The organism is Kitasatospora sp. YST-16 (genome assembly GCF_026802215.1).
In the GTDB taxonomy this organism is placed as follows: Bacteria; Actinomycetota; Actinomycetes; order Streptomycetales; family Streptomycetaceae; genus Kitasatospora; species Kitasatospora cineracea.
Map to the genome: position 1 here is coordinate 4,637,209 of NZ_CP113837.1, position 21,982 is coordinate 4,659,190.

General features: G+C 74.4%; 19 protein-coding genes and 1 pseudogene. 12 read left to right on the top strand and 8 right to left on the bottom strand.

The window, feature by feature from the left end; all coding sequences use genetic code 11:
* Positions 1–48 precede the first annotated feature (48 nt).
* Positions 49–1,935, bottom strand: coding sequence for an FAD/NAD(P)-binding protein (locus OU787_RS21305; protein ID WP_268661901.1), 1,887 nt, complete (start codon positions 1,933–1,935; stop codon positions 49–51).
* A 5-nt stretch (positions 1,936–1,940) separates the two neighbouring features.
* Positions 1,941–2,942 carry an amino acid ABC transporter permease gene (locus tag OU787_RS21310; protein WP_268660289.1) on the bottom strand — a complete coding sequence of 334 codons (1,002 nt, stop codon included), beginning with the start codon at positions 2,940–2,942 and terminating at the stop codon, positions 1,941–1,943.
* A gap of 595 nt (positions 2,943–3,537) precedes the next feature.
* Here OU787_RS21310 and OU787_RS21315 point away from each other — a divergent pair.
* The 6 genes and pseudogenes from OU787_RS21315 to OU787_RS21340 all read left to right on the top strand — a co-directional run bounded on the left by OU787_RS21315 (position 3,538) and on the right by OU787_RS21340 (position 8,908).
* Entirely contained in the window at positions 3,538–4,686 is a 1,149-nt protein-coding gene (locus tag OU787_RS21315; protein ID WP_268660290.1) for an LLM class flavin-dependent oxidoreductase, read from the top strand.
* Positions 4,683–5,201, top strand: a complete 519-nt coding sequence (locus tag OU787_RS21320) for a GNAT family N-acetyltransferase (RefSeq protein WP_268660291.1) — start codon at positions 4,683–4,685, stop codon at positions 5,199–5,201. Before OU787_RS21315 ends, OU787_RS21320 begins: the two co-directional genes overlap by 4 nt.
* Positions 5,198–6,124 (top strand): ABC transporter substrate-binding protein, encoded by a 927-nt coding sequence (locus tag OU787_RS21325; protein WP_030457760.1) that lies wholly within the window; start codon positions 5,198–5,200, stop codon positions 6,122–6,124. Before OU787_RS21320 ends, OU787_RS21325 begins: the two co-directional genes overlap by 4 nt.
* A 14-nt stretch (positions 6,125–6,138) precedes the next feature.
* A pseudogene (locus OU787_RS21330) lies at positions 6,139–7,118 on the top strand (amino acid ABC transporter permease).
* Positions 7,115–7,891 (top strand): amino acid ABC transporter ATP-binding protein, encoded by a 777-nt coding sequence (locus tag OU787_RS21335; RefSeq protein WP_030457758.1) that lies wholly within the window; start codon positions 7,115–7,117, stop codon positions 7,889–7,891. The pseudogene OU787_RS21330 and the gene OU787_RS21335 overlap by 4 nt, the downstream one beginning before the upstream one ends.
* Positions 7,892–7,921: 30 nt before the next feature.
* On the top strand, positions 7,922–8,908 hold the full coding sequence (locus OU787_RS21340) for an ABC transporter substrate-binding protein (RefSeq protein ID WP_030457757.1): 987 nt from the start codon (positions 7,922–7,924) through the stop codon (positions 8,906–8,908).
* Between the two features lie 29 nt (positions 8,909–8,937).
* Here the strand turns inward: OU787_RS21340 and OU787_RS21345 are convergent, their stop codons facing one another.
* From OU787_RS21345 to OU787_RS21365, 5 genes are read right to left on the bottom strand one after another with little or no spacing between them, the layout of a single operon-like run.
* The gene (locus OU787_RS21345; RefSeq protein ID WP_030457756.1) at positions 8,938–9,789 is read right to left on the bottom strand and encodes an STM4011 family radical SAM protein; all 852 of its coding nucleotides are present in this window, start codon (positions 9,787–9,789) and stop codon (positions 8,938–8,940) included.
* Entirely contained in the window at positions 9,786–11,111 is a 1,326-nt protein-coding gene (locus OU787_RS21350) for an STM4012 family radical SAM protein (protein WP_030457755.1), read from the bottom strand. Before OU787_RS21350 ends, OU787_RS21345 begins: the two co-directional genes overlap by 4 nt.
* Positions 11,108–11,932, bottom strand: a complete 825-nt coding sequence (locus OU787_RS21355) for an STM4013/SEN3800 family hydrolase (RefSeq protein WP_030457754.1) — start codon at positions 11,930–11,932, stop codon at positions 11,108–11,110. Before OU787_RS21355 ends, OU787_RS21350 begins: the two co-directional genes overlap by 4 nt.
* 1 nt (position 11,933) lies before the next feature.
* Entirely contained in the window at positions 11,934–13,073 is a 1,140-nt protein-coding gene (locus OU787_RS21360; RefSeq protein ID WP_051816483.1) for an STM4014 family protein, read from the bottom strand.
* A gap of 11 nt (positions 13,074–13,084) precedes the next feature.
* Positions 13,085–14,035: an STM4015 family protein gene (locus tag OU787_RS21365; RefSeq protein WP_030457752.1), complete on the bottom strand. Its 951-nt coding sequence runs from the start codon at positions 14,033–14,035 to the stop codon at positions 13,085–13,087.
* A gap of 213 nt (positions 14,036–14,248) precedes the next feature.
* On the opposite strand from OU787_RS21365, the gene OU787_RS21370 reads away from it, so the two are divergent.
* From OU787_RS21370 to OU787_RS21380, 3 genes are all read left to right on the top strand, one after another.
* Positions 14,249–14,575 (top strand): hypothetical protein, encoded by a 327-nt coding sequence (locus OU787_RS21370; protein ID WP_030457751.1) that lies wholly within the window; start codon positions 14,249–14,251, stop codon positions 14,573–14,575.
* Between the two features lie 44 nt (positions 14,576–14,619).
* The gene (locus OU787_RS21375) at positions 14,620–15,729 is read left to right on the top strand and encodes a DUF6745 domain-containing protein (RefSeq protein WP_051816482.1); all 1,110 of its coding nucleotides are present in this window, start codon (positions 14,620–14,622) and stop codon (positions 15,727–15,729) included.
* Positions 15,730–15,912: 183 nt separating this feature from the next.
* On the top strand, positions 15,913–16,752 hold the full coding sequence (locus tag OU787_RS21380) for a fumarylacetoacetate hydrolase family protein (protein WP_030457749.1): 840 nt from the start codon (positions 15,913–15,915) through the stop codon (positions 16,750–16,752).
* 17 nt (positions 16,753–16,769) lie between these two features.
* Here OU787_RS21380 and OU787_RS21385 read toward each other — a convergent pair whose 3' ends face one another.
* Positions 16,770–17,528, bottom strand: coding sequence for a TetR/AcrR family transcriptional regulator (locus OU787_RS21385; RefSeq protein WP_030457748.1), 759 nt, complete (start codon positions 17,526–17,528; stop codon positions 16,770–16,772).
* A 139-nt stretch (positions 17,529–17,667) separates the two neighbouring features.
* Here OU787_RS21385 and OU787_RS21390 point away from each other — a divergent pair, with 139 nt between their 5' ends.
* From OU787_RS21390 to OU787_RS21400, 3 genes are all read left to right on the top strand, one after another.
* Positions 17,668–18,318, top strand: a complete 651-nt coding sequence (locus OU787_RS21390) for a rhomboid-like protein (RefSeq protein WP_268660292.1) — start codon at positions 17,668–17,670, stop codon at positions 18,316–18,318.
* Positions 18,319–18,393: 75 nt separating this feature from the next.
* Positions 18,394–20,106: a DUF885 domain-containing protein gene (locus OU787_RS21395; RefSeq protein WP_030457746.1), complete on the top strand. Its 1,713-nt coding sequence runs from the start codon at positions 18,394–18,396 to the stop codon at positions 20,104–20,106.
* Positions 20,107–20,167: 61 nt separating this feature from the next.
* On the top strand, positions 20,168–21,775 hold the full coding sequence (locus tag OU787_RS21400) for an MFS transporter (RefSeq protein WP_442788523.1): 1,608 nt from the start codon (positions 20,168–20,170) through the stop codon (positions 21,773–21,775).
* Positions 21,776–21,982: the final 207 nt, after the last annotated feature.

A 21,982-nucleotide genomic window follows, 5' to 3' on the forward strand; every position in this document is an offset into this window, starting at 1 on the left:
TCGGGTGCTTGGAGCGTATCCGGTGCGGGTGCGGCGCGGGCCGGGCCCTCAGTCCTCCTTCTGGAGTTCGGTGAGCAGGCGGCGGGCGACGGCGTCGTTCTGCCGGAAGGACGGGGCGTCGGTGCGCGGGCGGGCGAAGGCGGCCGGGGCGCGGGTGGTGGTGGGGGCGCCCAGGGCGGTGCGGCGCGGGTGCGGGCGGCCGCCGAGGGCGGGGTCGAGCAGGCGGGCGTCGGGGTCGGTGCGGACCAGGCCGGAGCGGTAGCGGTGGCCGTCCGGGTCGGTCAGCTCCTCCTCGTCGATCCGGCCCTCGCGCAGCAGGTGGCGCAGCAGCGGGTCGCCGGTGCGGCCGAGGTCGTGCCGGGGCAGGAAGGCGTCGACCAGGGCGGTGCCGTGGACGTGGTGGCCGGGCAGGGCGGGGGAGGAGGCGCGGAAGGTGCCGTGCTGCTCGTCGAGGTCGACCCGCAGGTCGGGGCCGAGGAAGTGCAGCAGTCCGGCGTCGGAGAGGGCCAGCAGCTGCTCCAGCCGGAAGCCGGGCGGGCCGGAGGCGTAGAAGGAGAAGAAGCCCTGCCACCAGCCGTCGAGTTCGGCGGCGGTGGAGCGGGCGGTGAGCGGGTGGACGGGCAGCAGGCGGACGAGCTGGCCGTAGAGCGAGAGCAGGGCGTGGAAGGCGCCGAGGTCGGCGCTGTGCCGCAGGTCGGAGCGGCGGGCCAGGTCGGCGCGCAGGTGGGCGCGCAGGTGCTGCTGGAGCTCGGCGGGGCTGCCGACCCGCAGGCCGGCCAGCGGGCGGTCCAGGCGCTCCAGGTCGAGCCGGTCCTCGGGGTCGGGGACGGCGGCGGCGACCAGGGCGGCGCGCTCGGGGCCGTACCAGGGGAGGCGGTCGTAGGCGGCGAGGAACTCGGCCCAGGGCAGGGCGGTGCGTTCGGGGTGGCCGTGGAACAGCTCGTGGTAGTAGCCGAAGCCGATCTCCTTGGCCATGGCGGGCCACAGGTCGCGCTTGAACTCGATGGTCCCGTCCGGGAGTTCGAGGTCGGGGCCGAAGTAGCGGGGCAGCGGCGGGGGCGGGCCCTGGAGCCGGTAGCCGGTCTTGGCGTGGTACGGGACGCCGCGCCGGGAGCCCGCGTGCAGCACCGGTTCGCGGCCGGACGGGTGGTAGCGCAGGCCGCCGCCGGGGCGCGGGGTGAAGCGGCCGCCGCGGCCCTCGGTGAGCAGCGCGACCAGGTCGACGAAGGCCAGGCCGAGGCCGCGGACGATCACCTGCTCGCCGGGGGCCAGGCCGGACAGGTCGGCGTCGGCGGTGAACGCGGGTGGCAGGTAGCCGCGGCCGTGCCGGGCGGCGAAGGCGCGGGCGGCGGCGGTGTCGGGGCCGGGCGCGGAGTCCAGGTGGCCGAGGGCGAGCACCACCCGATCGGCGAGCAGCACGGTGTCGGAGAGGTGGACGCGCTGCGGGCCGGCCGGGTCGCCGGTGATCCGCAGGGCGGTGTCCCGGTGGACGAACAGCCGTACGTTGTCCGGGAGTTCGGCGGCGGCCCGGCGCAGCGTCCAGTCCAGGTAGGCGGACTGGACCCGCCGGGTCGGGAAGTCGGTGGGGGCCAGGGTGCGCAGCTCCGCGGCCACCTCCGGGTCCTCGACCGGCAGGTGCGGGGGGTGGGCGGCCGGGTCGGCGGCCCATTCGGCGAGCGAGGGGCCGGGGCGGACCGGGCCGTCCATGGTGGTGCGCTCGTCGGTGAACATGGTGACGTCCTCGGCCATCGAGTTCATCCGCAGCAGCGGGGACTGCGCGCGCCGCCAGATCCGGCCCCCGCCGGGCGGGTGCGGGTCGACCAGGTGGACGTCCAACTCCACGCCGGGGCCGAGCAGTTCGGGGGCGTTGGCGGCGATCCGCTCCAGCAGGCCGGTGCCCCGCGGACCGGCCCCGACCACGACCAGGACGGGCACCGCGCTCACCGCCCGACCGCGCGCCGGACGGCCGCCCGGGCCCGCTGCCACGGGGTCGGCGGCAGCCCGGCGCGGGTGGCGCCGCGGGCGAAGTGCCGCTCCAGGTAGTACTGGCCGACCGACAGCACGCTGGTCACCGCCACGTACCAGAGGGTCGCCACCAGCAGCAGCGGGATCACCTGGTACGTCTGGTTGTAGACCAGCTGGGCGGAGAACAACAGGTCGTGGACGGCCAGCACGCTGATCACCGAGGTGCCCTTGAGGGTGCCGATCAGCATGTTCCCGGCCGGCGGCAGGATCGCCCGCATCGCCTGCGGCAGCACGATCCGGCGCAGCACCCGGCCGCGGCCCAGGCCCAGCGAGGCGGCCGCCTCCAACTGGCCCTGGTCGACCGACTGGACGCCGGAGCGCACCACCTCGGCGGCGAACGCGGCCTCGTGCAGGGTCAGCCCGATCACCGCGGTGAGCGCCGGGCCGAGCAGGTCGACGGTCCGCACCGCGAACAGCTCGCCGCCGAACGGCAGGCGCAGCGACAGCTCCGGGTACAGCGCGCCGATGTTGAACCAGAACAGCAGCTGGACCAGCAGCGGAGTGGCCCGGAAGATCCACACGAAGCCCCAACTCAGGCTCTGCAGCACCGGGTTGCCGGAGAGCCTGGCCACCGCCAGCACGGTGCCCAGAGCGAAGCCGAGGGCCGTCACCGCGCCGGTCAGCCACAGCGTCAGCAGCAGGCCGCGCAGGATCGACGCCGAGGTCAGGTAGGCGCCGACCACCGGCCACTCGAAGGCCGGATTGCCGGCCAGCGAACGCACCAGCAGGGCCGTGGCGAGCAGCGCCAGCCCGCCGCTGACGTACCGCCCGGGGCGGCGGCGGGGCACGATCGCCAGCCCGGCCGGAACGGCTTCGAGCACGGGCGCGGCGGGTGCGGCGGGCACGGAGGCGGGGCCGGGCGGGGTCGGCGGCGCGGTGGACCGGGCGCGGGCGGACGGGACGGCGGGCGAGGCCATGGACGGCTCCCTCGGGCGGCGGGCAGGCGGTGTCCGCATGCCGTCACCCATGCGCGCCGCGTCCCTCAACGCGGCTGGGACCGGCGGCAGTTCGGCCGGGCCCGGGGCAGTACTCGCTCCACCGCGATCGTACGGGCGGACGGGCGCGCCCTGTCAAGGACGCGGGTGTGACGTCGGTGTTTCGTCCGCGGGGGAGAGGTTGACGGACCCTCGGCGGCACTGTTCAACTGTTCGGCATGACAGCCGGACAGCCCGCCCTGGTGACGCGCGGCCACATCGACTTCGGTCGGGTGTGGTCCGCCGCGTGTCGCGGCTGACCCGGCAGCGGGCCGCCTGACCGGCCCTTCTCCCTTCCGGGAGCCCTCCCTCGGTCGCCCTGTCGCGGGCCGGGACGCCGTCCGTCCGGACGGACCACCAGGCGTACGCTGCCGCCCCCCTAGCGTTCCCGCTCGCTCCTGAGCCGGCGCCCCGTCACGCGCCGTACGCCCGCTTTCCCCGTCCTTCCCCCGTTCTTCCCACCCGCGTCCGCACCCGCCCGCCGGGGCGTCCCCCGGCCTGCCCGGACGCGGCCCCACCCGACCGGAAGAGGCCAGCCATGCCCGTCGAGTTCCTCGGAATCGCCGCCACCGGCGACGGTTCGGAGACCACCGCCCGCACCACCCACGCCTTCGACCGCGACTACACGCTGCGCCTGGCCCGTGCCCACGAGGACCACGGCTGGGACCGGGTGCTGTTCGCCTACGGCGCCGGCTCGCCCGAGCCCGCGGCCGCCGCCGCGTACCTCGCCGCCAAGCTCGACAAGCTGCAGATCCTGCTCGCGCACCGCCCGAACGTCTCGTACCCGACCTTCGCCGCCAAGACCTTCGCCACCCTGGACCGGATCAGCGACGGCCGGCTCACCGTGCACTTCATCACCGGCGGCAACGACCACGAGCAGCAGCGCGAGGGCGACTTCCTGCCCAAGGACCGCCGCTACGACCGCACCCGCGAGTACATCGGCATCGTCAAGCGGGCCTGGACCAGCCGCGAACCCTTCGACCACGAGGGCGAGTTCTACCGCTTCAACGACTTCGTCTCGGACGTCTTCCCGGTCCAGCAGCCCCGGCCGGACGTCTCCTTCGGCGGCTCCTCGCCCGCCGCGTTCGCGGCCGGCGGCGCCGAGGCCGACATCTACGCGCTGTGGGGCGAACCGCTGGCCCGCACCGCCGAGCAGATCGAGCTGGTGAAGGCCGCCGCCCGGGCCGCCGGGCGCACCGACACCCCGCGGATCCAGGTCGCCTTCCGGCCGATCATCGCGCCCACCGAGGAACTCGCCTGGGAGAAGGCGCACCGCACGGTCGCCGCGATCAAGGACCGCCGGGAGGCGAACGACCTGGTCCGCCGCCGGCTGACCAGCGGCGCCGGGCCGGAGAACGCCGGCTCGCAGCGGCTGGTGGAGATCGCCGAGGCCGGCGAGCGCTACGACCGCGCGCTGTGGACCCCGACCGCGGCCGCCACCGGCGGCGCCGGCAACTCCAACGCCCTGGTCGGCACGCCCGAGACGGTCGCCCAGGCGCTGCTCGACTACTACGACCTCGGCGTGGACATCCTCTCCGCCCGCGGCTACGACCACGTCGGCGACGCGATCGACTTCGGCCGCCACGTCATCCCGATCGTCCGCGAGGAGGTCGCCAAGCGGGACGCCGCCAAGGCGGCCGACACGACCAAGGCCGGGACCGCCGCGGCCGGGGCCGCTGCCGCATGAGCGCCCTGACCGTCGAGCGGGCCGTCCTCGGCGACCCCCTCACCGAGCCGCTGATCCGCGAGCTCACCCACGAGTACGTCACCCGCTACGGGCCCGGCGGCCACGAGGAGATGGCCCGCTACGGCGCCGAGGAGTTCACCCCGCCCGACGGGCTGCTGCTCCTGCTGCTGCGCGACGGCGTGCCGGTGGCGGGCGGCGCCTACCGCCGCCACCGCGACCCGCGCACCGCCGAGGTGAAGCGGATGTGGACCGCCGCCGCGCACCGCCGCCAGGGCCTGGGCCGCCGGGTGCTGGCCGAACTGGAGTCCGCCGCCCGGGAGGCCGGCTACCGCCGGGTCTTCCTGACCACCGGCCCGCGCCAGCCCGAGGCCAAGGGCCTCTACCTGGCGGCCGGCTACACCCCCCTGTTCGATCCCGACGCGGCCCCGGAGGAGTTCCGGCCGCTCCCGTTCGAGAAGCACCTGCCCACCACTGGCACGGCCGCCGCGGCGGCCGGAAAGGCACCGACCCGATGAAGCGCCACCTCCCCGCCCTCGCGCTGGCCACCGTCGCCGCCCTGGCACTGGCGGGCTGCGGCTCCGATCCGGCGGCCGCCCCGAAGGCCGCGCCGGTCGGCGTCCAGCCCGGCCAGGACGTGCTGTCGGACGTGCGCAAGAGCGAGGCGGCCGCCGCGCTGCTGCCCGCCGAGGTGCGGGCCGCCGGCACGATCAAGCTCGGCGGCGCGGTCGGCACCCCGCCCGGGGCGTACTACCCGGAGGGCAAGAAGGAGCTCACCGGCCTGGACGTCGACCTGGTCAACGCCGTCGCCGCGGTGCTCGGGGTGAAGGTGCAGCGCGAGGACGCCGCGTTCGAGACCATCCTGCCCGCGCTCGGCAGCGGCAAGTACGACGTCGGCACCGGCAACTTCGGCGTCACCACGGCCCGGTTGAAGACCGTCGACTTCGTCACCTACATCGACGACGGCCAGGGCTTCGCGGTGCGCGCCGACAACACCGCGCTGACCACCGTCACCGACCTGGCCCAGCTGTGCGGCCTGACCATCGGCACCGGCGCCGGCACCACCTTCGAGGCCACCCTGAACGCCAAGAAGGACGTCTGCGCGCAGGCCGGCCGGAAGCCGTACGAGGTCAAGGTGTTCTCCGAGAACGGCGCCGTGGTCACCGGCCTCCAGCAGGGCCGGCTGGACGCGGTGATGTCCACCATCAACGGCCTGCGCTACCAGGCGAACCAGCCCGGTGCGAAGACCCGCTTCCTGGGCGAGTACCACCGCCTCGACGTCGGCTTCGCGTTCAAGAAGGGCTCGCCGCTCACCCCCGCCTTCCAGGCCGCCGTCAACGAGCTGATCAAGGACGGCAGCTACCGGAAGATCCTGGCCAAGTGGGGCACCGCCGACTCGGCGATCACCGAATCCCTGATCAACCCGCCCGAGCACCCCTGACCACGGAGCCCCCGATGACCGCCGTGACCCCCGAGAAGACCCTTCCGCTACGACAACCCGCCGACGACGGGCCGGAGTTGACGATCGTCCCGCACCGCCGCCCGTGGCGGCTGGCGGCCGGCCTGGCCGCCCTGGTGCTGGCCGCCCAGTTCGTCCACGGGCTGGCCGTCAACCCCGGCTGGGACTGGCCGACCTTCCGCGCCTTCGTGTTCTCCGACAGCATCCTGCGCGCGGTCGGCACCACCCTCCAACTCACCGCCTACGGCACCGTCCTGGGCTTCGCGCTGGGCGCGGTGATCGCCGCGCTGCGGCTGTCCGGCAGCCCGATCCTGCGCACCATCGCCTGGACGTACGTGTGGGCGTTCCGCTCGATCCCGCTGATCGTGCAGCTGGTGTTCTGGTTCAACCTGGCCTACCTGTACAAGCGGATCGGGATCGGCGTCCCGTTCGGCCCGACCTTCGCCTCCTTCGGCACCATGGACCTGCTCGGCGCGCTCGGCGCGGCCGTCCTCGGCCTGGCCCTGCACCAGGCCGCGTACGCCGCCGAGATCATCCGCGGCGGGGTGCTCGCGGTGGACGCCGGGCAGCTCGAAGCCGCTGCCGCGCTCGGCATCCCGCGCTTCCGGCAGGCCAAGGGCCCCTCCTGCCCGAGGGCGGGCAAGGAGGGAGGATCGTGCTGCCGCAGGCCATGCGCGGCATCCTGCCGAACGCCGCCAACGAGGTGATCTCGCTGTTCAAGGGCACCTCGATCGTCTACGTGATGGCGATCGGCGAGCTCTTCTACCAGGTGCAGGTGATCTACGGCCGCACCGGCCGGGTGGTGCCGCTGCTGATGGTCGCCACCGTCTGGTACGTGCTGCTGACCACCGCGCTCTCGCTGGTCCAGTACTGGGTCGAGCGCTACTTCGCCCGCGGCAGCGGGCGCGGCGCGCCGCCCACCCCCTGGCAGCGGCTGCGGGCCGCCGCCACCGAGAACGAGGAGGAGCGGGCATGAGCGGCGAAGGCGCGACGGCCATGGTCGAAGTGCGCGGCGTGCACAAGCGGTTCGGGCGGCTGGAGGTGCTGCGCGGCATCGACCTGGACGTGCGGCCCGGCACCGTCACGGTGGTGCTCGGCCCGTCCGGCTCCGGCAAGTCCACCCTGCTGCGGGCGGTCAACCACCTGGAGAAGCTCGACCGGGGCCACGTCCGGGTGGACGGCGAGCTGATCGGCTACCGGCGGGTCGGCGACAAGCTGCGCGAACTGCCCGAGCGGGAGGTGCTCAGGCAGCGCACCCGGCTCGGCTTCGTGTTCCAGAACTTCAACCTGTTCCCGCACCTGACCGTGCTGGAGAACCTGGTCGAGGCCCCGGTCGGCGCGCTCGGCGTCCCCAAGGCCGAGGCCCGGGCCCGGGCCCGCGACCTGCTGGAGCGGGTCGGCCTCGCCGACAAGGCCGACGAGTACCCGCGCCGGCTCTCCGGCGGCCAGCAGCAGCGGGTCGCCATCGCCCGGGCGCTCGCCCTGGAGCCCAAGGTGCTGCTGTTCGACGAGCCGACCTCCGCGCTCGACCCCGAACTGGTCGGCGAGGTGCTCGACGTGATCAAGGACCTGGCCCGCACCGGCACCACCATGATCGTGGTCACCCACGAGATCGGCTTCGCCCGCGAGGTCGCCGACACCGTGGTGTTCATGGACGGCGGCGTGGTGGTCGAACAGGGCCCGCCCGCCCAGGTGCTGGACGACCCGCAGCACGAACGCACCCGCGCCTTCCTCGCCAAGGTGCTCTGAACCCCCTTCCAGATCAAAGGAGTTGCCCGCATGTCCGTGTACCGCCGCACCAACGCCGCGGCCGCCGCCGCCCTCGTCGCCGCCCTGCTGCTCTCCTCCTGCGGCTCCTCGGGCAACGCCTCCGCCGACCTCGGCGCCAAGAAGGAGGGCACCGCGCCCAACGGCGTGAAGATCAACCTGACCCCGGACCAGAACCGGATCACCACCCCGAAGGTCGACGCGATCGCCGCCCTCGTCCCCGACGAGGTCCGCCGAAGAGGCACCCTCCGGGTCGCGGCGAACGTCGGCACCGTCCCGCCGCTCGGGTTCTACGCCACCGACGACAAGACCGTCATCGGCACCGAGCCCGACCTGGCGTACCTGATCGGCGACGTGCTCGGCCTGAAGGTCGAGATCGACCCGGTCTCCTGGGAGAACGTCTTCGTCGGCCTGGACAGCGGCAAGTACGACGCGGGCATCACCAACGTCACCGTCACCGAGGCCCGCAAGGAGAAGTACGACTTCGCCACCTACCGGCTCGACATCCTCGGCTTCGAGGCCAAGAAGGGCGGCAGCTGGAAGGTCAAGGGCCCGGCCGACGTCGCCGGGCACACCATCGGCGTCTCCTCCGGCACCAACCAGGAGAAGCTGCTGCTGGCCTGGAGCGAGCAGGACGTCAAGAACGGCCTCAAGCCGGTCGACGTGAAGTACTACCAGAACTCCTCCGACTACTACCTCGCCCTCGGCTCCGGCCGGATCGACGCCTGGCTCGGCCCCAACCCGGCCACCGCCTTCCACTCCGCGCAGACCGGCGAGACCGAGGTGATCGGCACCTACTCCGGCGCCGGGGACACCGTCCTCGGCAAGATCGCCGCCACCACCAAGAAGGACAACGGCCTGGTCAAGGCGCTCAACGGGGCGATCAACGAGGCCATCAAGAACGGCACCTACAGCCAGGTCCTCAAGCGCTGGGGCCTGGACAACGAGGCCGTGCCGACCTCCGAGATCAACCCGCCCGGCCTGCCCAAGACCGACTGACCCCCGCCGCGGCCGCCGGAGCGCATCCCTCACCACCCGTGCGGGATGCGCTCCAGCACGCCGCCCGCGAACACGTCGTACAGCGGCAGCGACTCCAGGTGCACGTACCCGATGTGGCAGTCGCAGCTCCCCAACGGGCAGGCCCGCGGCCGCAGTTGGGCCCGGTACGAGTCGTCGTACAGGTTGCCCAGCGGCGGCCGGACGAAGTGGCAGCGGCGCACCGTCCCGTCCCCGTCCACCGACACCACGCTCTCGCCCGTCCGGCACGGCAGCCCGGCGCTGCGGTGCGGGTGCCGGCTGTAGCCGAACAGCGGGTCCAGCTCCGTCCACCGCGCCGCCTCGGCGTCGGTGTACGTCAGCCCGTCGGCCGCGTTCACCCACAGGTACACCTCCGCCGGCAGCGCCGCCCGCAGCCGCCGGGCCGCCACCAGGTGCTCCGGCTGCCCGACCACGCCGACGCTGAACCGCACGCCCAGCGCGGTCAGTTCGGCGCACTTGGCGAGGAAGCGCGCTTCGGTCACCTGCCCCGGGTGGTACGTCACCCAGAGCGCCAGCTTCGCGCGGTCCGCCTCCGCCAGCCAGGCCGTCCGGCAGCTCGCGTTGGTCTGGATCGCCACCCGCTCCAGGTGCGGCAGCCGGCTCAGCTCCACCATCGCCCGCCGGTACCAGCTGCGCACCAGCCCCTCGCCCCACGGCGTGAACAGCACCGACAGCCGCCCGTGCTCGTACGCGGCCGCCCAGGCGGTGAACCGCTCCAGCGCCGCCCGGTCGGCCCGCAGCAGCTCCGGGGAGTCGCGCCGCTTGGCGAACGGGCAGTACGGGCAGTCGTAGTCGCAGGAGGACAGCGGGCCTCGGTAGAGCAGGGTCAGGTGCTCGCTCACTTGGCCGCGTACTCCGCCATGTTGGCGCGCACCGCGGCCGAGAACAGCCGCGGCCCCACCGCGTCCGACCAGGCCAGGCCCTCCGCGCTCAGCAGCAGCCGGGCCGGGTCCTGCGCCGACAGCCAGCCGCGGGCGGCGAACCCGGCCAGCTCGGTCGGGAAGTCCAGCTCCGGGGTGCTGCCGAAGCGCTCCCGATAGGCCGCCAGGTCGACGCCCTCGCCCTGCAGCAGCGACTGCACCAGGTGGCGGCGCCGGGTCTCCTCCGCCGTCATCGCCCAGCCCAGCTCGGCCCGGGAGAAGTCCGGCGCGGCCACGTAGTCGTCGATGATCCGGCGCACCTCGCGGGCGTCCACCGCGTAGTCGAAGGAGTAGTGCAGCCGCGAGGTGTACGAGCGGGCCCCGCAGCCCAGGCCCACCATGCCGTCGGTCTGGCAGGCGTACTCGCCCGCGCTCGCGCGCGCCGCGCCGACCCGGCGGAACATCCGCATCGACACCTGCTCGTACCCCTCGGCCAGCAGGTGGTCGCGGCCCGCCCGGTACAGCGCCAGCCGCTGGGCGTCCCACTCCGGGGAAGGGCCGGTCCCGTGCCGCCCGAGGCCGGTCAGCGGGCGGACGTACAGCGGGTACAGGTACAGCTCCTCCGGCTGCCACACCAGCGCCGCGTCCAGGGACTCGACCCAGCTGGCGGGCGTCTGGCCGTCGATGCCGTAGATCAGGTCGATGTTCAGCACCGGGAACCCGGCGTCCCGCACCCGGCCCAGCGCCGCCTCCACCGCGGCCCGCTTCTGCGGGCGCACCGCCGCCTTCGCCTCCCCGTCCAGGAAGGACTGCACGCCCAGGCTCAGCCGGGTCGTGCCGCGCTCGGCCAGCACCCGCAGCCGGTCCGCCGTCGCGGTGTCCGGCGAGGCCTCCACCGAGAGCGGGACCGCCCGCAGGTCCGCCCCCATCCGCAACTCGGCGATGTCGCACAGCCGTTCCAGCTCGGCCGCGCTCAGGTAGGTGGGCGTCCCGCCGCCGAACGCCGCCAGCGCGAACCGGGCGTCCGGCGCCAGCGCCTCCCGCACCTGCCGGGCCTGCCGCTCCAGCGCGTCCAGGTAGGCGGTGGTCAGCCCCTCCGGGCTGCCGATCCGGGTGAACAGGTTGCAGAACCCGCACCGCACCTCGCAGAACGGCACGTGCAGGTACAGCGAGAGCGCGTCCTGCTTCTCGCCCTCCCACAGCTCCGCCAGCCGCGGCCGCTCCGGCAGCGGGCGGTAGGCGGTCTTGTGCGGGTACGCGTAGACGTAGCTCTGGTACGGGGACTCGGCGGTGGCGGTGCTCATCGGGACTCCTGCGGCAGGCCGGCGGGAAGGGTGAAGTGCGCGTAGGGGACGGTCCAGACCACCTCGTGGCCGATCCGGTGCCCGGTGTACCCGTCCTCGCCGTACGCGGTGCCGTGGTCCGAGCAGACGATCGCGAAGCACGGCCGCCGGGCGCTCATCGCCGCGAACAGCCGCCCCACGTGCGCGTCCACGTACTCCAGCGCGGCGGCGTGGGTGGCCCGGCTGTCCCCGTCCGCGCGGGTCGCGCCCGGCAGGTGGAACCAGTTCGGCTGGTGCAGCGCCGAGACGTTGACGAACAGGAACAGCGGCTGCCCGGGCGGCTGCTCGGCCGCCACCCGCTCGGCCACCGCCACCTGCGACTCGAAGGAGGTCGGCGACGGCACGCCCAGCTCCGGCGCCCAGTGGCTCTCCTGGAACAGGCCCGGCAGCACCGAGCCGAGCGGGCCCTGCTTGTTGAAGAACCCCACCCCGCCGATGCACACCGTCCGGTACCCGGCCGCGGCCAGCGCCGTCGGCAGGTCCGGCGCGTCGAACACCCAGGTCCGCGACTCGGTGGTCTCCGACCCCGCGAACCGGGCCGCGAACAGCCGCGGGTGCGGCCCGTCCGGGGTGGCGGGCGTCGGCAGGAACCCGGCCAGGATCGCCTGGTGCGCGGCGTACGTGAAGCTGCCCGGCGAGTGCCGCCGCTCCCAGCCGTCGGGCGGCAGCACCTTCGCCAGGTTCGGCAGCCGGCCGGCCGCGAGCAGCTCCGCGGCGACGTCGAAGCGCAGCGTGTCGAGGGTGACCAGCAGCAGGTCGTGCGAACCGACGACCCGGTTCATGTCAGGCATCACAGCGGGCGGTCCTCCGGGCGTCCGGCACGGCGTCCGCCGTGCGGGAGTCCAACGCGTAGGCGGGCGAAGCCAGTTGGGCGGCATAGGTGTCGAGGCCCGGGGCCGGCCCGTCGGGCAGTCCGGGCAGGTTCGGGAGCAGGTCGCCGAAGGCGTTGACCTCGCCGACCAGGGCGCGCCGCCAGCGGGCGTGCGGGAGCAGGTCGACGCCGACCATCGGGGAGCGCGGGAAGCAGCGGGCGGCGGCCTCCGCGGTGGCCAGCAGCTCCGGCCAGTGCGGGCCGGCCGCCGCCCGGACCAGGTCGGTCCGGCCGCGGCCGCCGCCGAGGTGCAGGTTGGTCATCGGGTGCCGGCTGGTGCGGACCACCAGGTGGGTGGCCCGGCCGCCGACCACCACCACCCGCAGGTCCGCCGCCCGGCCGCCCTGGTCGGACTTCGGGACCCAGCGCTCGACGTGCAGCCCCTCCGGGGCGAGCCGGTCGACCAGCTCGGCGACCTCCGCCGCGGAGCGGTAGCGGCGCACCGCGAGCGAGTTGTGCAGCCCGTCCGGGGCGAGCTCCACCGAGGTGGTGGCCTGCACCCGCCCGCCCGGCCCGAACTCCAGCGCCACCACGCCGGACGCGGACGAGCCGTGCACCGGCTTGAGGAACACCCGGCGCATCCCGGCCCCGGCCAGCCGCTCCTTCAACTCCTCGAACCCGGACGGCAGTCCGCCGGGCAGCGCGGGCGGCACCGGCACCCCGGCGGCGGCCAGCCGGGCGTGCGCGGCCCGCTTGTCGAACATGGCGGCGATCTCGTCCGGGTCGCCGAGCAGCCGCACCCCGGGCCGGGCGGCCAGCGCGCGCAGCGCCGCCATGACGCCCGCGTACCAGGCCGGGCCGCCCTCGACCCGGGTCGGCGCGTAGCCCGCGCCGAGGACGGGCCCGCGCAGCAGCCGGTCCGCCTCCGGGTCCTCGCCGGGCGAGTCGACCCGGACCACCGCGCCGGGCGGCAGCCCGTACCGCCCGCGCAGCACCGCGGACCAGGGCAGCACGGCGGGCTCCGGCCGGCCGGCGGCCCGGGCCGCGGCGGCGAACAGGGCGGCCCGGCGGTGCCCCGGGCAGCCCAGGACGACCAGCTGGTGCGGCGTCACGTCGGCCCCGCCTACTCGGAGATGGCGACGTAGCGCCAGTTGTCGCCCGGGTCCTCGGCGCCGGAGAGGTCGACCGCGACGCCCGGCAGGGCGTCCCGCAGGCGCTGCTGCATGCCCTCGGTGAGGTAGTGGTGGTGCAGGTCCAGGGTCTTCAGGTGGGTCAGCGGCTGGCCCTCCAGCAGCGCGGCCGCGCCCTCGTCGGTGAACGCCCCCATGGACAGCGACAGCCCGGTCAGCCGGGGCACCACCGGGGCCCGGGCGACCAGCGCGGCGATCTGGTCCTGGAACACCGAGTCCTGCAGGCCCAGGTGGGTCAGCGCGGGCAGCTTGGCGCCGGACAGGAACGGCGCCAGGTCGTCCATCGTCCAGTTGCCGCCGTAGTTGTCGACGCCCAGCCACAGCTCCAGCTTCTCCAGCGCCGGGAAGTCGCAGGCGCCGACCGCGCGGACGATCTCGGCGGGCAGGCCGCCGGACTCGAACCGCAGCGCCTTCAGCCTCTCGTGCCGCACCGGCTTGAGGCCGAGCCGCTCCTTGTCGTCGTAGTCCTCGCTGGCGCCGCGCACCACCAGCTCCTCCAGCCGCGGGAACGCGGCGAACACCGGCGTGATGTCGCACATCTGGATCCAGGAGATCTCGCACTCCTCGAAGGTGATGTCGCCGAGGAACAGCGCGCGCAGCGCGGGCAGCCGGTCGGCGGCGGCGAGGATCAGCGGCAGCGCCTCGGACAGCGACTCCGGCTCCTCCGGGAACCAGCGGCCCAGCACCAGCGCGGTGACCCGCTCCGGCTCCACGGTGTCCAGGAACTTCTGCCAGAGCTCGGCGAACCCCTGCTCGTCGTCCCAGTCCAGGCCGATCCGCCAGGCGGTGGCGTCCGCCGCCGGGAGCTTCCCCTCCTTCTCGGCCTCCCGGAAGTCGGTCACCGGGAGGCCGTGGAACTCCTCGACGTGGTCGTTGATGGTCATGCGCTGCTCCTCGTTGCTCCGGATCGTGGTGCCGTGCTCATGCCGCGGTGGTTCGGTGTCGCTGCTGCCCGCAGTGGGCCGAGACCTGTCTACCAGCCGCCCGTGACGTTCACCCGCACGAAGGACCCCGGGGACGCGGAGTTGTCGGTGGGGCGGCCTAGTTTTCGGGGCGTGGCGTCCGGCAGCGGGCCGGACCCGACGCCGGGAGGCCCCGTGTACCGCCAGGGTGACGTACTGATCGTTCCGGTCGCGCAGAGCGCCGTCCCGGCCGCCCTGGAGCAGGCCGCCCGGCAGCCCCGGGACGCCCGCGGGCGGCTGGTGCTGGCCCTCGGCGAGGTCACCGGCCACGCCCACGCGGTGGTCGGACCGGGCGAACTCGTCCGCGAGGGCGGCCCGTTCGGCGCCGCCTGGCTGCACCTGCCGGAGGGCGGCCGGGTCGTCCACGAGGAGCACGCCGCGATCGCCCTGCCCGGCGGCTGGTACCGGGTGGTCCGCCAGCGCGAGTACACGCCGGGCGCGGTCCGCGTCGTCGCCGACTGATCCCCCGCCGCCACCCGTCCGAGACCCAGCACTACGGAGAACTGATGAGCAGCCAGCTGACGGGCCGTCCGGCCGACCTCTCGGTGGCCCACTGGCGGGCCGTCGCCGCCGCCACCGGCCCCGCCGACCGGGCCACCGCCGAACAGGCCGTCCGGGACGCCTACCGGGCCGCCGGGCTCGCCGAGCCCGCCGAGTTCCGCTGGTGCCCCTCGCCGCGCGCCGCCCTCGACGAACTCCTCGCGCACCGCGACGGGTTCGGGGCGAGCGTGCGCGAGCAGGTGCGCACCGCCGCCTGGGAACGGGCCCGCACCGCAGCCCTCGCCACCCTCGGCCCGGCCGGCTGGGCCGCCCTGTGGGCCGTCACCGGCGCCGAACTCGCCACCACCACCGCGCTGCCCGCCGAGCGGGTCCGCGCCGCGCTGCTCGACCACTTCGCCCCCGAGCCCGAGCCGATCGACGACTGGCAGGAGGCCCGCAAGCCCGAGAACCGGGCGGTCCGGCAGGCCGCCGCCGAACGGCGCGGCCGGATCCGCCTGCTCCTGCTGGACGCGGTGGCCGGCCAGCACGACGCCGCCTGGCTGGCCGCCTTCGACACCGCCGGCACCGGCGACGCGGCCCTCGCCGCCCTGGCCGGCGCCGCCCGGCAGACCGGCTGGTGGTGGCCCTACGAGCGCACCGTGCTGCTCAGCGAGCGCCCCACCGCCCTGCACCGCGACGAGGCCGGCCGGCTCGACCGCGCCGACGGCCCCGCGCTCGCCTACGCCGACGGCTTCGCGCTGCACGCCAGGCGCGGCATGCCCGTCCCGGCCGACTTCCTCGACCGGCTCACCGGCCTCACCCCCGAGCGGATCCGCGGCGAGGAGAACGCCGAACTGCGCCGCGTCATGCTGGAGCACTTCGGCTACGACCGCTACCTCGCCGAGTCCGGCGCCGAACCGCTGCACCGCGACGGGACCGGCACGCTCTGGCGGATCCAGCTCCCGAACGACGAGCCGGTGGTGATGGTCGAGGTGCTCAACTCCACCCCCGAGCCGGACGGCACCCACCGCACCTACTACCTGCGGGTCCCGCCCGGCACCCGCACCGCGCGGGCCGGCGTCGCCTGGACGTTCGGGGTCGAGGAGGCCGAGTACCACCCGCAGCAGGAGACCTGACCGCAGGCCGGCGGCGGCTGTCAAGGGTGCGGGGCACCGATTCGCCCCGCGCCCGGATTCCTCCGATTGGGAGGAATTCGCCGAACCGGCACCACTGTTCCGCAGGCGATCACCCCTGGTATACCTCGATGTCCCGGGGCAGGGGACGACCCGCCCCCGAGACGAAACAGGTGGTGACAGGCAGTGAAGCTCCTCCGCGTGGGCCCTGCGGGCGCAGAACGACCGGTCGTACTCGCCCCCGACGGCACCGCCCGCGACCTCCGCCCGCTCACCCCCGACCTGGACGGCGCCTTCCTCGCGGCCCTCGACCCGGCGGCGCTCGACCTCGCCGCGCTCCCGGTCACCGACCTCACCGGCGAGCGGATCGGCCCGCCGGTCGCCCGCCCCGGCAAGATCGTCGGCATCGGCCTCAACTACCGCGACCACGCGGCCGAGGCGGGCGCCGCGATCCCGGCCGAGCCGGTGGTCTTCCTCAAGCCCGTCAACACCCTGGTCGGCCCGAACGACCAGGTGCTCGTCCCGCGCGGCAGCGAGAAGACCGACTACGAGGTCGAACTCGCCGTCGTCATCGGCCGCACCGGCCGCTACCTGGACACCCCGGCCGACGCCGCCGCGATCATCGCGGGCTACGCCGCCGTCAACGACGTCACCGAGCGCGCCTTCCAGTTCGACCGCGGCGGCCAGTGGGACAAGGGCAAGTCCGCCGAGACCTTCACCCCGCTCGGCCCCTGGCTGGTCACCCCCGACGAACTCGGCGACCCGCAGGCCCTCGACCTGCGGCTGTGGGTCAACGGCGAGCTCCGCCAGGACGGCACCACCGCGGAGATGATCTTCCCGGTGCACGAGACCGTCCGCTACCTCACCCACTTCATGCGCCTCGACCCCGGCGACATCGTCATCACCGGCACCCCCGCCGGCGTCACCCTCGGCCGCCCCGGCACCCCGTTCCTCCGGGCCGGCGACAAGGTGGCCCTGGAAGTCACCGGCCTCGGCCGCCAGGAGACCACCCTCGGCCAGGCCTAGGGAGTCCCTGGTTCCGGCTAGAGCCCCAGGTCGCGCAGACGCGAGATGAGCACCCCCGCCGGGCTGTCGGCCGTCTCCAGCTGGAGCCAGCCGTGCAGCGCCTGCGCGGTCTGGGCGTCGCGGACGGCGGTGGCCGCCGCCATCACCACGAACTGGTCGACCAGCCAGGCGCAGAGCGAGTCGGCCGGGATCTGCCGCCCCTCGTCCAGCCAGCTGATCGCGGACGCCTCGACCACCGAGATCCAGGAGCGCACCAGCAGGGTCAGCCGCGGTCCGGCCTCCCGGACGCCGAGGTGGCGCAGGGTGCGCCGGAGCGCCGCCCGGCGGACGTCGTCGACGATCGCCGAGGTGCGCGCGGTCTCGACGACCGAGCCGCCGCGCAGCAGCGCGCCGTACCCGGCGGCGTGCTCGCCGACGAAGTCGAAGTAGCCGTGCAGGACGGCGCCGAGCTGCTGGGTCGGGGTGCCGTCGGTGGTCCGGACGGTGAACCGGGTGGTGAGCTCGGACGCGGCGCTGCGCAGCGCCGCCTCGTACAACTGCTGCTTGCCGCCCGCGAAGTAGCGGTAGACCAGCGGCCGGGAGGCCCCCGCGGCCTCGGCGACGTCGTCGAGCGAGACCTCCTCGGGCGGCCGGGCGGCGAAGAGTTCGAGGGCGACGGCGATGAGCTGCTCGCGCCGTTGCTGGACGGGCAGTCGCCGGTAGGCGGCGCGGCGGGGGCGCTCCGCGGCGGGGGAGTCGTCGACGGGCTCCTCGACGGGGGAGGGGGTCGCTGCCATGCGTGCCAGGGTAGACCTCGGGCGGCCCCGCGCACCCCCTCCGCACGCCCGCGACCGGCGGGTTCCCGCCGGGCGGGGCCCCGGACGGGGTCGCAGACTGGGAACAGGTCTCGGGTCACGTCGCGGCGAGGAGCGGCCGGTGCGGTGGGTGCGGGCGGTGGGGCGGTGGATCGGGAAGTCCCCGGGGACGTACATGTGGCTGCTGCTGCTGGCGCTGACCAGCTTCGTGGTGGCCCGGACGGACCCGGCGGCGCTGGACTACTTCCTGGAGAAGCGCTCCACCAACCTCCACCAGCTCTCCTCGCACCCGGTGCACGCCCTGCTGGCCAGCCTGATCTGGACCGAGCAGGCGAACTTCCTGTTCTACTTCGCGGTGTTCCACGTCTTCCACGTCCCGGCCGAGCGCTGGCTGGGCACCCGCCGCTGGCTGACGGTCGCGCTGACCGCGCACGTGCTGGCCACGTTCGTCAGCGAGGGCGTGGTCGCCTGGGGCGTCCGCCACCACGTGCTGCCGTTCAACATGACGACCACGGTGGACGTCGGGGTGTCCTACGCGCTGGCCGGGGTCGAGGGCGTGCTGACGTACGCGCTGGCCGGGGCGTGGCGCTGGGTGTACGGCTGCGGGCTGGTCGCCTTCTACCTGGTGCCGCTGCTGGTCTCGCACACGTTCACCGACCTGGGGCACTTCTGCTCGGTGCTGATCGGCCTGGCGTTCTACCCGATCACCCGGGGCCGGCCGACCTGGGACCCGTGGCGCAGCGTCCGGCGGCTCGCCCCGGTGCGGGGGTGACGGACCGGCCCGGGGGTGACGACGCCAATACCTGACAGGGGTTGAATTCGCCTGCGGCTACGACAGGATGGCCGGATGGCTCATGAACTGAACGACCCTCACCCGAGCGGCCCCACCCCGCGCCGACTCGCCGACTCCTACGTCCACGCGCTCGCCGACGCCGACCCGCTGACCGCGGTGTACCTCGGCCTCAACCCGGAGGACGACCGGCTGCCCGACCTCTCCTCCGAAGGCATCGAAGCCACCGCCGACCTGGCCCGCCGCACCCTCGCCGCGCTCGACGAGCTGGAGGCCGCCGGCCCGGTCGAGGACGAGGCCGAACGCCGCTGCGCCCGGCTGCTGCGCGAGCGGCTGACCGCCGAACTGGCCGTGCACGACGCGGGCGAGGGCTACCGCAGCGTCCGCAACCTGGGCTCGCCGGTGCACAACACCCGCGAGATGTTCACCCTGCTGCCCACCGACACCGACGAGGACTGGCAGCGGCTGGGCCGCCGGCTGGCCCGCTTCCCGCTGGTGACGGCCCAGTACCGGCAGAGCCTGGAGGAGGGCGTCCGCCGCGGCCTGCTGTCGGCGCCGCGCCAGGTGGAGACGGTGGTCGGCCAGTTCGGCGAGTGGATCGACGGCGAGACCCCCGGCGGCTGGTTCGGCGAACTGGTCGCCGCCGCCCCCGCGCACCTGCGCGAGCAGCTGACCGCCACCGCGGTCGAGGCCACCGCCGCCCTCGCCGACCTGCGCGACTGGATGCGCGACGCGTACGCCCCCGCCGCGAAGGGCACCCCGGACGCGGTCGGCCGCGAGCGCTACACCCGCTGGGTGCGGTACTGGACGGGCGCCGAACTCGACCTGGACGAGGCGTACCGCTGGGCCTGGGAGCAGTTCCACGAACTGGACGCCCAGATGCGGGCCGAGGCGGAGAAGGTCCGCCCGGGCGCGACCCCGATGCAGGCCATGAAGTGGCTGGAGACCGACGGCCCGGCGATCCGCGGCGAGCAGCAGGTGCAGGAGTACCTGCAGGGCCTGATGGACCGGGCGATCGACGACCTCCAGGGCGTGCACTTCGACCTGGCCGAGCCGCTGCTGAAGGTGGAGTCCCGGATCGCCCCGCCCGGCAGTGCCGCCGCCCCCTACTACACCCAGCCCTCGCTGGACTTCTCCCGCCCCGGCCGGACCTGGCTGCCCACCCTGGGCCGGGAGGCGTTCCCCGAGTGGGACCTGGTCTCCACCTGGTACCACGAGGGCGTCCCGGGCCACCACCTGCAGCTCGCGCAGTGGACGTACGTCGCCGACCGGCTCTCCACCTACCAGGTCACCCTGGGCGGGGTCAGCGCCAACATGGAGGGCTGGGCGCTGTACGCCGAGCGCCTGATGGACGAGCTCGGCTACCTGACCGACCCGGGCCACCGCCTCGGCTACCTGAACGCCCAGATGATGCGGGCGCTGCGGGTGATCGTCGACATCGGCATGCACGCCGAGCTGGACTTCCCGGCCGACTCGCCGTTCGCCCCCGGCGAGCCGATGCGGCCCGAGCGGGCCCGGGAGTTCTTCGGCGCCTACTGCGGCCTGTCCGCGGACTTCCTGGACAGCGAGCTGGTGCGCTACCTGGGCCTGCCCGGCCAGGCGATCGGCTACAAGCTGGGCGAGCGGGCCTGGCTGCGCGGCCGGGCCGAGGCCCGGGCGGCGGCCGAGGCGCGCGGCGCGGAGTTCGACCTCAAGGCGTGGCACATGGCGGCGCTCTCCCAGGGCTCGCTCGGCCTGGACGACCTGGTCACCGAACTGGGCGCGCTGTAACGACGACGGGCACCGCGTTCCGGGTGGCCGATGCGGCCGGGCACCCGGGACCCCGTCCCACATGTTGACAAACTGGACAATTCGCCTTGCCGCTGGTCCGTCCGGGGGTTTCCCTGGGAAGAGCGCCGTACGCGCCCAGCCCCACTCCCGATCGGCGGAAGGCGGCCTCACGGTGACCCCCCAGCAAGCCCCCGACACCCCCGCGGCGGATCCGCGCCGCTGGTGGGCCCTGGCGGTCATCGCCATCGCCCAGCTGATGATCGTCCTCGACGCGACGATCGTGAACATCGCCCTGCCCTCCGCGCAGAAGGCGCTCGACATCTCCGACGCCAACCGCCAGTGGGTGATCACCGCCTACACGCTGGCCTTCGGCGGACTCCTGCTGCTCGGCGGCCGGATCGGCGACCTCTTCGGCCGCAAACGGACCTTCCTGGTCGGACTGCTCGGCTTCGCCCTCGCCTCCGGCCTCGGCGGCTTCGCCACCACCGGCGGCATGCTCTTCGCCGCCCGCGCCCTGCAGGGCGCCTTCGGCGCGCTGCTCGCCCCGTCCGCGCTCTCCCTGCTCTCCGTCACCTTCCGCGACCCGCGCGAACGCGCCACCGCCTTCGGCATCTTCGGCGCCCTGGCCGGCGGCGGCGCCGCGATCGGCCTGATCACCGGCGGACTGCTCACCGAGTACCTGTCCTGGCGCTGGTGCCTGTACGTCAACATCCCGATCGCGGTCGTCACCGGCATCGGCGCGTACTACCTGCTGGTCCGCGACCACGTCGACCGCGCCCGCCGGGTCCGGCTCGACCTGCCCGGCGCGGTGCTCGGCTGCGGCGGCCTGCTGGCCATCGTGTACGGCACCTCCGAGGCGGTCTCCCGCGGCTGGGACGACTGGGTGGTGCTCACCGCGCTGTGCGCCGGCGTCGCCCTGCTCGCGGTCTTCGCGCTGGTCGAACGGCGCACCGAGCACGCCCTGCTGCCGATGCACCTGATCGGCAACCGCAACCGGGCCGGCGGCGCGCTCTCGGTCGGACTCGCCGTGATCGGCATGTTCGGCCTGTTCCTCTTCCTCACCTACTACCTCCAGGTGATCAAGGGCTACTCGCCGATCAAGGCCGGCGTCTCCTTCCTGCCGATGACCGCCGCCATCGTGATCAGCGCGGCCGGCATCGCCTCCCGGCTGATGACCCGGATCCCCACCCGCAACCTGGTCGTCCCCGGCCTGCTGCTCGGCGCGGCCGGCATGGCCTGGCTCACCCAGATCAAGGTCGACAGCCCCTACGCCACGATGGTGCTGCCCGCCGAACTGCTGCTCGGCTTCGGCATGGGCCTGGTCTTCATGCCCACCATGAGCCTGGCCACCCTGAACGTCCCCCCGCAGGAGACCGGCGCCGCCTCCGCCATCATCAACAGCGCCCAGCAGGTCGGCGGTTCGATCGGCACCGCGCTGCTCAACACCATCGCCGCCAGCGCCACCGCCACCTATCTGGCCGCCCGCAACCCCACCGACCCGCTGGTCCAGGCCCAGGGCGCGGTGCACGGCTACGCCGTCGCCACCACCGTCGCCATGGCCATCCTGCTGGGCGCCGCCCTGGTCGCCTTCCTGATGATCAACCACCGCCCGGCCCCCGGCGAGGCCCGGGGCGAGGACGCCGCCGCCGAGGCCCGCGCCGCGGTCTGACGGCCCCGCCCCGCACCGGAGTCCGACACCCGCCCCGCGGGTGTCGGACCCGGACACCCGCCCCCGGCCGTGGGACGCTGCTCGACGCCGTCGGAAATCTCACGAGCCTCCCAGGCAGTCATGACGGCTTTCCCAGCTCCACGACGGATATTGGGGAGCCGATCGGGCAACCGATCGACACGTGCCCGCGTCGGATCCGCGCCGTGG